The 6,523-nt window shown below is 43.3% G+C and carries 6 protein-coding genes; 1 reads left to right on the top strand and 5 read right to left on the bottom strand.

Translation table 11 applies throughout. The features are described from left to right. Nucleotides 1-8: 8 nt before the first annotated feature. From VLN09_RS07225 to VLN09_RS07205, 5 genes are all read right to left on the bottom strand, one after another. Complete coding sequence (locus VLN09_RS07225; RefSeq protein ID WP_325245084.1) at nucleotides 9-317, bottom strand: FAD-linked oxidase C-terminal domain-containing protein; 309 nt, start codon at nucleotides 315-317, stop codon at nucleotides 9-11. Between the two features lie 173 nt (nucleotides 318-490). After that, complete coding sequence (locus VLN09_RS07220; RefSeq protein WP_325245082.1) at nucleotides 491-2,152, bottom strand: ABC1 kinase family protein; 1,662 nt, start codon at nucleotides 2,150-2,152, stop codon at nucleotides 491-493. 57 nt (nucleotides 2,153-2,209) lie between these two features. Continuing rightward, on the bottom strand, nucleotides 2,210-2,905 hold the full coding sequence (locus VLN09_RS07215; protein ID WP_325245081.1) for a hypothetical protein: 696 nt from the start codon (nucleotides 2,903-2,905) through the stop codon (nucleotides 2,210-2,212). A 116-nt stretch (nucleotides 2,906-3,021) separates the two neighbouring features. Further along, entirely contained in the window at nucleotides 3,022-3,927 is a 906-nt protein-coding gene (ubiE, locus tag VLN09_RS07210) for a bifunctional demethylmenaquinone methyltransferase/2-methoxy-6-polyprenyl-1,4-benzoquinol methylase UbiE (protein WP_414709102.1), read from the bottom strand. Nucleotides 3,928-4,175: 248 nt separating this feature from the next. Then, complete coding sequence (locus VLN09_RS07205) at nucleotides 4,176-4,886, bottom strand: FFLEELY motif protein (protein ID WP_325245077.1); 711 nt, start codon at nucleotides 4,884-4,886, stop codon at nucleotides 4,176-4,178. 301 nt (nucleotides 4,887-5,187) lie between these two features. Between VLN09_RS07205 and VLN09_RS07200 the strand changes: the two genes are divergently transcribed. Continuing rightward, the coding region (locus tag VLN09_RS07200) for an ATPase (protein WP_325245075.1) at nucleotides 5,188-6,523 on the top strand (1,336 nt) is incomplete at its 3' end.

Raw genomic sequence — 6,523 nt, 5'->3', positions numbered from 1 at the left:
TATAGCGATCAAGTGATAGGCAATGTCTCAGGCCATATTTTTCCTGGATTCAGGATGTTTTTAGGATCAAGCGCAGACTTAATCATTGGCATCTGGTACTCATTACAAATCTTGACGGCGGCAGCGACCTCACTTTTATCTTTCAGCGTTAATACCGCATCTGGTGGTTGATTGGCAAGCCACGTTATAGTGTGACCATGTTGATCACGTACTGTTTGATTAAGACTGAGCTGTTTACCAAAACGGTTTTGTAAGACTTCGATAGCCTCACTGTGGTCTTTTTTAAGCATTAAAGGGTGAGAGGCAGATATGGACATAGGTCAATCCTATATAGAATATCCTTTTTAATGAGCCGTCGAAAACAATTCACATAAAGGCAAATGCTTACTCATTTTTTAAACGTCAATTGAAGTAAGTGAGCGTTTGTTAAATAAATTTCGATATCTATAGCGAGTATCAGGCATTCATTACTATCATAAATGAAAGCAATTTAGGCTAAGATGCGCCAAACGACTGCCAAGATAGCCAGTAGGTAAAAAATAGGTGACAGCCAACCAATGACTTGTGTCGCAATGGCAATGAAAATAGCAAAACCAGCCAGTGCCAACCAATCTCGGCGACGGTCGTTTAACATGTCAGCACGAATCTGCTGAATCTCGCGCAATTGCGTGTCTTGACGTGACCCCTGCGCAGCAAGGCTTTGCAATCCTTGATCTAGTAGCTTTGGAATATCAGTGGTTGATAGTAAAATCTCTGGTAACTGCTGGCGTAAGTGTTGCAAATTACGCATCGGATCAAGCTGCTCTTTAATCCAGCTGCTTAGGATGGGCTTGGCAAGTGACCAAATATCAAGGTCAGGATATAAGTCACGCCCAAGACCCTCGACGTGTACCAAAGTTTTGAGTAATAGCATTAATTGCGGCGGGATACTCATATGATGACGGCGAGCGATATCTAGGATTTGCATCAAGACGCCAGCAAAATCGATATCGTTAATAGATTTTTGTAGCATCGGACCGACGGTGCGCTTCATATCACGCATCAAAGCATGCTTATCGGTATTCGGCGGTATCCAACCAGCACGGCTAACAATATCGACCATCGCCGTAAAGTTATTATTCATCACGGACAATAACATTCGTGCGACGATAAGCTGATCATCCTTTGACAAGGTGCCCATGATGGCACAGTCAAGCCCGATATAACGTGGCTCATGACCTAAGTCAACGGCTGCCATATTTGTAGTCAAGGTATTGACTGGTGGCGTTTCTACAAAGACGTTGCCGGGATGCATATCGGCATGGAAGAAGTTATCACGGAATACTTGGGTAAAAAATATCGTTAAGCCTTTTTCTGCCAGTGCTGCACGGTCATAGCCTAATTGATCAAATACCTCAACTTGTGAGATAGGAACCCCTTGTATACGCTCCATGACCATGACGTTTTTATTGGCATCATAGACTTCTGGTACATACATCAATGCTGAGCCCAAAAAGTTGTTGCGCATCTGCGTTGTATTGTCTGCCTCTAGCGTTAAATCTAACTCGTTCAGCATGACTTGACGGTAGTCTTCAATAATATCGATAATATGTATCGCGCGTGCCGCTTCGATCCGCGCTGATGCCCAATTAGCCAACTCACGTAGCAATTCAAAATCTGCAATAATGGTAGTGCGAATATCGGGACGAACCACTTTGACCACTACTTCACGTCCATCATGCAAGGCGGCGGTATGTACTTGGGCAATAGAAGCAGCTGCCAAAGGTTTAACGTCAAAACGCGAAAACAAAGACCCAATAGATTGACCAAGACCATGCTTAGGGTCTTGGATTTGGGCAATCGCTATATCAGAATCAAAAGATTTGACTTTATCTTGCAGTTGAATAAGTTGCGCGATAATCTCAGGTGGCACGAGGTCACGGCGGGTTGAGAGTAATTGTCCAAGCTTTAAGAACAGCGTACCCATATCTTCAAGCGCGTATTTAATCGCATTAGGCTGATGCTTTTTGCCCCAGGCGGCTGGATGCATCCGGATTAAGCGCACCAAGGGTTGTAGCTGCGGCGCCTCTTCGACAGAAAAATGCGTGTCAATACGATAGGTGGCGGCGATACGCCAAAGCTCAAGTAAACGGGCGCGATGGGATAATAGCATGTGATATAAGTACTCTAGATAAAGTCAAAAATAAGATAGACGTTGTAGAAAAGGATGTTATCTACTATTGGTCAAACGTGCTTGCTCATCTTTAATGGCGGCTAGTCTGGCTTCTTCACGTTCGATATCGGCGCGTAGTTTCAGTAATTGTTGCTTAAGCTCATTTACTTCAGCTGCTTCGTTAGGGTCAGGAGCGACGTTGCCTGCCACATCATTTGCCCAATCACTAACATCATTAAAAGCGCGTTTGGCACTATGACGCCAGCTGCCTTTAAGCTGCGATATCAGTAGATGCAGTTGACTCGCCATTGGCTTGCCAATAAATGGCTCAAGCTGTCCAGCAACATCAGGATCAAATCCTGCGACCAGTTGTTTCAATTGCATAAGCACTTTGTAATCACCCTCAATAGGCAGGTTGCCTTCAGTACCGCGCATTAGGTTAAGCAGCTGAGCAGGATTATCAACGGTTATGATGCAATCTGGTTGACTATGACCAAGACGCGCGCGCTGCATACTAGCCTTTTGGCGCTCATTCATAGCACCACTTTGCTCAAACACACTCTCGGTCGTCACCGGCTCAAAACGCAAGCGCTCTTGGGTAAATAGTACATCCAAATTCACCTCAGGCGTGTCCATATTGAGACGCAAGACTTTGCCAGCAAGCGGCGCTAGACCCGCTTTGGTAATCTCATCACTGGCAATAGCCATGTTAATCAGTTTTTCGGCACCGGCCAAAAGTAGAACAGTCAGCATAAGGCTCTCGCATAGTCAGTTGAGCGCCTTAAAAGAGCGCATCATTATGTATAAAGGTCAGTTGCCATCGCTTTACGTGATAGCATTTTTTATCGCAATGGTTTTTAACTTAAGTCTTAAGCTTTAAAGCCGCGATGCACAGCGACGATACCAGCCGTCAGGTTATGATAATCACAATTTTCAAAGCCTGCTTGCTGCATCATTTGCTTTAATGTTTGCTGATCAGGGTGCATGCGAATCGATTCTGCTAAGTACTGATAGCTCTCAGCGTCATTGGCAATCAGCTTACCCATAATAGGTAAGGCAGTAAATGAATATAAATCATACGCTTTAGACAAAGGCTCAAACACAGGTTTTGAGAACTCAAGTACCAATAAGCGACCACCTGGCTTCAGCACACGGTACATCGATTTTAAAGCAGCATCTTTGTCCGTGACGTTACGCAGGCCAAAGCTGATGGTCAGCAGATCAAAGCTATTATCATCAAATGGCGCTAGGGTTTCAGCGTTCGCTAAGACGAAATCAACGTTGTTACAGCCCGCATTAATCAAGCGCTCACGGCCAACTTCTAACATTGCCGCATTGATATCAGATAACACCACTTTACCGTTGCGACCGACTTCACGGCTAAAGACTTTGGCTAAATCACCCGTACCACCAGCGATATCGAGTACATGCTGACCGGCACGTACACCTGATAGGCTAATCGCATAACGCTTCCATAGGCGATGAATACCAAAGGACATCAAGTCATTCATGATGTCGTATTTTTTGGCGACAGAGGTAAATACATCAGCCACACGCGCTTGTTTTTCCGCCTTATTAACGGTCTTATAGCCAAAATGGGTTTCTTCATTACCATCGGTATCAGATGTATGCGGATTATTGATGTCATCACGCTGATTAAAAAGCGTTTGTTTGGTGTCTTGGGCACTCGCCTGTGCAGTGTTATTTGCATTACTATTTTGGGTGCGGTTTGCAGTATTGGCATTTGGCATAGTGGTTTGTTGCCCTTGTGGCATTCCTATTGGTAAATCTTCAACATGCGTAAAGTCATTGTTATTAACATTATTAGCGCTTGCAGCAGTATTTTGACGTGCTTTTACTTGAGCGGTGATATTTTGTTTATTGGTGATGCTGTCTTGAACCAATTTATCTTGTATATGGCCGTTAGTAGTCGTTGTATTATTTACATGATCAGTCATCGCGTTGTCCTATGATTGTTTTTAGTGAGATGAAATACTAATAGTTGTTTAGACAATGGCTCTTATCATACACCAAACGCAGTAGGCTTACCGCCATTATCCGTGGCATGCACTTCATCAATAATCTCAAGCTCGCGCTCACAAAACGGTTCAATGAAACTGCTGACGCTCTTTAGCGGCTTCATCGCTTTAAAGCCTGAATCAATATAGTCATAGAGCGGTTGAAAGTTATAGCGATATGCAGTGCCTTTAGCTAAAGCAAAGGCTTTTTTGAGCACAAAAGAATTTAGGTCTTTATCGGTACGATAGCAAACCTCTTTTAGGTTATTAATCTGTACGCGGCGCTCATCGGCTTCATCGACAGCGCGGTAGGCAGTAAGCATATTCTCTTCATTAACCGCTAAATCTTGTGCAAGTAACCACTGCGCCAAATGTAAGTCAAGCTCAATCGCCAATATTGATGCTTGAATGCCCATGCTAGCGGCTTCTAAAGAAGATTCTTTGGCAAGACGTTCTAGTTTTTTGGCTTTAGGAAGGATGCGTCCTAATTGTTCTGCCAATACTTTAAATTCATCACCACCATATAGCTGTGTTAAGAAATAATCCGCCATCAAGTGGTTTTTTGGTTGCTCAAATAGCGCGCTGTGTGTGCGCTTAATGCGGGCTTGTTGCCATGCTTGTACCTCTTTGAGCTTGTTATCTAAGGCTGCATCTTCATGATGTGGCAGCGTCCAAAAACGGTTTAAGTGCTGTTGTAAATTGGCTAAAGCAGACATGGCAGGGAATCCTATAAAGTAAAAATCATCAAATGAATAATAACAACGGGTAATACAGGAAAAAATGGATAACAAAGGCGTTAAGCTGCGTTAAATCTTTATGTGTATAGGCAACTATTAAACCATGCTCTCAAGATTTTATTCACCTTAAAAGAAAACAAAGCAGAATACAAATGCCAAACTGTTACATAGCCATGTTATTCACTAAATGGACTCAGTGCTATGATAAAACGATTAAGCTATTTTATTTAAACCTGTTATTTTAAATCAATTATTGAATAACACTATAGCGAGCATAGATATGAGCAAAAAAAATAATAAAGCGGATGTCGAAGCAGCAAAAGATATGAGTGCGCCACTTAATGAGCAAGTTGTCGAACAGTACTTAACGCCCAATCCTTTGAGCAAGTTTTCAATGGATACAGACGCGCTGCGACTTGCATTGGTTACTGCCCAGTTTGCCTTGCGTGCGACGCGTCAGCCAGTAGTACCAAGCACTGATAAAGCCGTTGGGCTACTGGTATTAGTCAATGGTATGGAGCAGGCAGGTAAGGGCACAGCAGTGACACAATTGCGCCAGTGGATCGATCCGCGCTTACTTAAAGTTGAGGCAACTATTGGGGATTCTCCACTGGCACATCAACCGATTTGGCAAGTGCATATCAAAGCCATACCGCGTCACGGTGATGTGATGGTGTATTTTGGTAATTGGTATGCAGATTTGATTTATAATGTCATGCGCATGGCAACTGAAACTGAAGACAATAAAAAATCAGCAAAAAATACGCAGGGTAAGGACACTAAAGCATTACCTATTGGTCCATGGCAAGCGTATTTACGTCAGCATCTTATTCAGCTTCAAGATTTTGAGCAAGACCTTGCGGCAAATCAAACCAAACTGCTGAAGTGCTGGTTTCATGTCGATATCGAAATCTTGCAAGCAAGACTAAATGACGATGAGCCAGCCCCCAAGTTCTTGTATCAAATTGATTGGCATGATGCGGCAATAGTGGATAAGTTTAATGAAGTTGCAGTCAGCTTATTACGTCAGCAAGGCGATTGGGTCATTATAGATTGCGCAGATAAGTCACAAGTAGCCAGGCATTTTTGTCATGAAGTTTTGCATGCGATGCAAAAGGCGTTGGTAAGTAGCCACATAGAAAACAATGAAGAAGTTACGCACGTGCAAGACGCAGCAGTGAGTTACCATGATAAATCTAAGCATAAAGTGATAGATTTTGAAGCAGTAAAAATACCTAAATTGCTGACTGATATCGATAAGTCAGATATTGACAAGTCTGACTACCATAAAGCATTGGCTAAGAAGCAGGCACGATTGGCAGAACTGCTGCGTGCGCGTCAGGGGCGTCATGTAGTGTTTGCTTTTGAAGGCATGGATGCAGCTGGCAAGGGTGGCACTATTAAAAGACTGGTTGCGCCACTAGATCCACGTGAATATCAGATTTATAATATCAGCGCGCCAATGTTGTATGAGCTACAGCATCCTTATTTATGGCGTTTTTGGACCAAATTGCCCAATGAGCAAACAGACCGTATCAGTCGTATCGCTATTTTTGATCGCACTTGGTATGGACGGGTATTGGTTGAACGTATCGAGGGCTTTGCTACTGAGGATG

Source organism: Psychrobacter sp. (assembly GCF_035469765.1).
In the GTDB taxonomy this organism is placed as follows: Bacteria; Pseudomonadota; Gammaproteobacteria; order Pseudomonadales; family Moraxellaceae; genus Psychrobacter.
Note: the sequence above shows the minus strand (reverse complement) of the source record. Positions and strands in the feature narration are given on the sequence as shown.

Excerpts from the sequence above, each read along its gene's own strand:
- VLN09_RS07225 (WP_325245084.1), bottom strand. The coding sequence starts at position 317 with ATGTCCATATCTGCCTCTCACCCTTTAATGCTTAAAAAAGACCACAGT.
- VLN09_RS07220 (WP_325245082.1), bottom strand. The coding sequence starts at position 2,152 with ATGCTATTATCCCATCGCGCCCGTTTACTTGAGCTTTGGCGTATCGCC.
- VLN09_RS07215 (WP_325245081.1), bottom strand. The coding sequence starts at position 2,905 with ATGCTGACTGTTCTACTTTTGGCCGGTGCCGAAAAACTGATTAACATG.
- ubiE (WP_414709102.1), bottom strand. The coding sequence starts at position 3,927 with ATGCCACAAGGGCAACAAACCACTATGCCAAATGCCAATACTGCAAAC.
- VLN09_RS07205 (WP_325245077.1), bottom strand. The coding sequence starts at position 4,886 with ATGTCTGCTTTAGCCAATTTACAACAGCACTTAAACCGTTTTTGGACG.